Origin of the sequence: Butyrivibrio proteoclasticus, assembly GCF_900115735.1 — a bacterium.
GTDB lineage: Bacteria > Bacillota > Clostridia > Lachnospirales > Lachnospiraceae > Butyrivibrio > Butyrivibrio proteoclasticus_B.
This window is the reverse complement of sequence record NZ_FOXO01000064.1, coordinates 1-3,337: the sequence shown is the minus strand read 5'-3', so window position 1 is coordinate 3,337 and position 3,337 is coordinate 1. Positions and strand designations below refer to the sequence as shown.

General features: G+C 40.1%; 3 protein-coding genes. All 3 read left to right on the top strand.

What is annotated here, in order from left to right; all coding sequences use genetic code 11:
• Nucleotides 1-203 precede the first annotated feature (203 nt).
• The 3 genes from BM146_RS18835 to BM146_RS18825 are packed head-to-tail and all read left to right on the top strand — an operon-like array spanning nucleotide 204 to nucleotide 3,181.
• Entirely contained in the window at nucleotides 204-1,070 is an 867-nt protein-coding gene (locus BM146_RS18835; RefSeq protein WP_074892222.1) for a TFIIB-type zinc ribbon-containing protein, read from the top strand.
• Between the two features lie 30 nt (nucleotides 1,071-1,100).
• Nucleotides 1,101-1,979: a hypothetical protein gene (locus tag BM146_RS18830; RefSeq protein WP_074892220.1), complete on the top strand. Its 879-nt coding sequence runs from the start codon at nucleotides 1,101-1,103 to the stop codon at nucleotides 1,977-1,979.
• Nucleotides 1,976-3,181: an adenylosuccinate synthetase gene (locus BM146_RS18825; protein ID WP_074892217.1), complete on the top strand. Its 1,206-nt coding sequence runs from the start codon at nucleotides 1,976-1,978 to the stop codon at nucleotides 3,179-3,181. Before BM146_RS18830 ends, BM146_RS18825 begins: the two co-directional genes overlap by 4 nt.
• Nucleotides 3,182-3,337 lie beyond the last annotated feature (156 nt).

The following is a 3,337-nucleotide window of genomic DNA, read 5'->3' as shown; positions in this document are numbered from 1 at the left end:
ATGGGATAGGGGCATAGTGGACATGCCCTGTTCTGCAGGATGCATAGAGCATCGTGCAGGTTCATGCCGCTCTGCGGCATAACAGAAACCCTTTCCGACGTGGAGTCGGTGAGGTAGTTCATTGCGTAAAAGAGGAAGTTTACTATAATTGAAAAGGTGGCTAAAATGGATTTAAATTTATTTTGGGGGAAGGAAAAGAAATAATGATAACCTACAAGTGTAGAAATTGCGGGGCTCAGCTGAAGGTTTCTGACGCCGGAGGATTTAGCTGCAGTTATTGTGGATGCAGAGCCTTTATGTCTGATTCGGAACTTAGGGGTAACGAAGCATTCAGGCAAAAGATCCTTTCTTTTTACATGGCAAAAGCTATGGCCAGGGAAGATGATTATTCTGGGGATGATCTTTGGGAAGAGACGGGAAACGTCTCATTCATAATGGACAATTCAAAACCACTTACAATTGCATATATGGATAAATATATATATCCGGGCATGGAATGTTTTTTGGCAAAAAAGAATGTTGTCTATGTATTTGATGATGACAAAGAGGCAGATATGTTCATGAAAGGGCTCCTTAGTCTGACATTCCCAGAGGCTGATATGAAGCTGGACAGGTGTTTTCCTATGCTGACACAGAGGCTCCATCTTAAGGACGGTAGGGAAGTACTTGTTTTTGTACGTAAGCCATACTTTTATCCGGTGGAAGTTTTTGCACCTTTAAAGGCGGAGCACCTTGCCTGGGTAATCTCCCGAATGGAGAATATCTGCTGTGCGTTGGAGTTTTCAGAAATTTCTCATGGGGATATAAGTACAGCCAGCGTATTTGTAAATCCTGTGACTCATGAGGGAATGCTCTTTGGTGATTACAGGAATTTAAAGCGATTCTCAACGCAAGGAGACCTTAAAAAGATCAGGGAAACAGCAAAGCAGGTAATGGAAAGAGATAGTGGCCCTTCGGAGCTTTTTGCTTTCCTTGATTCAAAACCAAGAGCAAATGCTTATGAAGACTTTGAGTACTGGGATACTGTTATTGAAAAAGGCTTTGGCGGACATAAGTTCGTGAGGTTTTAAAGAAAAGTATGAAAAAAGGGGAAAAAGAAAATGGGATATGGAAGTTATTCAGCATCAGATTGGGTTAAACTAAAAAACAGCAGAAATCTGTCAAGAAATCAGAGTGTAGAAGAGGTTTTTACAAAAAAACAGTGCGATCCAAAATATGATCCAAAATATATAGGAACAAGAGAGTGCTTCGATTCAGAAGATCATCCAAATACAACACCTATCGTTGTTGGCCTTGATGTTACTGGGTCTATGGGATATCTGGCAGTTGAAGTTGCTACAAACGCTCTAAATGAGCTTATCACAAAATTGTACTCTACAGGAGCTGTAGAAGATCCGGCTTTAATGTGCGCGGCATACGGTGATTATTTGGATGCTTCACCTCTTCAGGTTACTCAGTTTGAATCTGATATCCGTATTGCGCAGCAACTTTTGGATATTTATTTTGAAAACAATGGCAATGGCGAAGTAGTACCTACATGCCTTTGGGAGTTCCTTGCCCATCATACAAACATTGATGCCATCAACAAGAGAAATGAAAAGGGATTCCTTTTTACAATCGGTGACAAGGCAAGAATAAGAAAAGATTATGTAAATGAAACTATTAAAAGAGTTATTGGTGATAGAACCGGATATGTTTCCAGGGAAGCGGTACTTGCTGAAGTACAGAAAAAGTTTAATGTATTTCACATTATGATTGACCACGGAAACATAGAAAATCAGGAGCTTTTGGCGGGGCACACGATCATTATTGAAAGACAGCATATCGGCAATATTCCTGAAATAATCATCAGCACAATTCAGTTGCAGAAAGGTAAAAAGCTTGACGAAGTGTTGGAGCAGTGGGAGGAGCTTGACAGACCTTCTATAAGTGCTGCGCTTTCAAGGCTTTCCTTTGCAGATAACGGAATAAGTTTATGAAAACAATTGCCGTCATTGGTAAAAACTTTGGAGATGAAGGTAAAGGCCTTGTCTGTGCCTCTTTTGCCAAAAAAGAAAAAATAACGCTGATAGTTAAGCATAACGGAGGCGGCCAGGCTGGGCATACAGTAGAGGATGAGAGCAAAAAGCGGTTCATCCATCATCAGATAGGGTCCGGGGCTGAGTATGGCGTAGATACACTTTTAGCAGATACGTTTTTAGTTGACCTTTTTCAGCTTGGCAATGAACTGGAAGAGTTTGAGGCTGTATATGGCTTTACTCCTAAGATATACGCTGAAAAAGACACGAGGATCACGATCATAGATGATGTGCTTCGAAATATGTTCATTGAATCTGCCAGAGGGAAAGAGCGGCACGGAAGCTGCGGAATGGGCATCAATGAATGTATAAACAGGCATGAAAATGGACTTGTTCTTACAGTTGCTGATGTTCGTGATAAGTCTCTAAAAGAGCTGTTTGATATACTGGTCGATTTTAGAGAAAAATATGGTCAGAGAGATCTTGACTCTATATGTGACCTGTTTGAACGCAACAATCCTGGAAGAAGAGCGGATTATTATGATATGCTCACAAACAGTGACGTCCTTGCAAATTTTGCAGAGAGCATAAAGGAGACGGTGAAGCACATTGAAATAATAGATGCTTCTTCTGATTTCCTGCTTGGCTATAAACAGGTTGTTTTTGAGACAGGACAGGGGCTTTTGCTTGATAATGACTACAAAAAGTTTGCTCCGTACCTTACACCTTCAAAAACCGGTCTTTGGAATATAGCTGCATTTTTGGAAAAAAGGTATATAAAGCTTGATAGTGCTGTTTACGTTACCAGATCATATGTGACAAGGCATGGTAACGGACCACTTCCGGGGGAGTGTGACAGAAATGAATTCCCCGGAGTAACTATGGACCTTACCAACATAGATAATGAGTGGCAGGGTTCTATCAGATATGCAAGGCATCAGGATATTGAAGAATTTGTTCTACCTGTAAAAGAGGATTTTAGAAGCGTAGGGCAGTTTAGAAGCGTGAAAGAAACGGAGCTGTCTATTTTTATAACACATCTTAATGAAACTGATGGATTCATTTATTTTAAGGATGAAGAGATTCATTTTGATAAGCTAAAAGATATTCTGAAAACTAAACATGGCTTTTCTGCTGTATATGGTTTATGGGATAGATGCTAAATAAACTTAGAGGCAGTGAAAGAGAATGAAATTATTCACAACTTCATTCTCAATTTGTTACGCTGTAGATTAGGGAGAGGATTCTGATGTTTGCAATTAGCATACATCAGAATCCTCTCTTTTTGTATATGCGTAAGTGAGGTAGAAGTTAGGGGG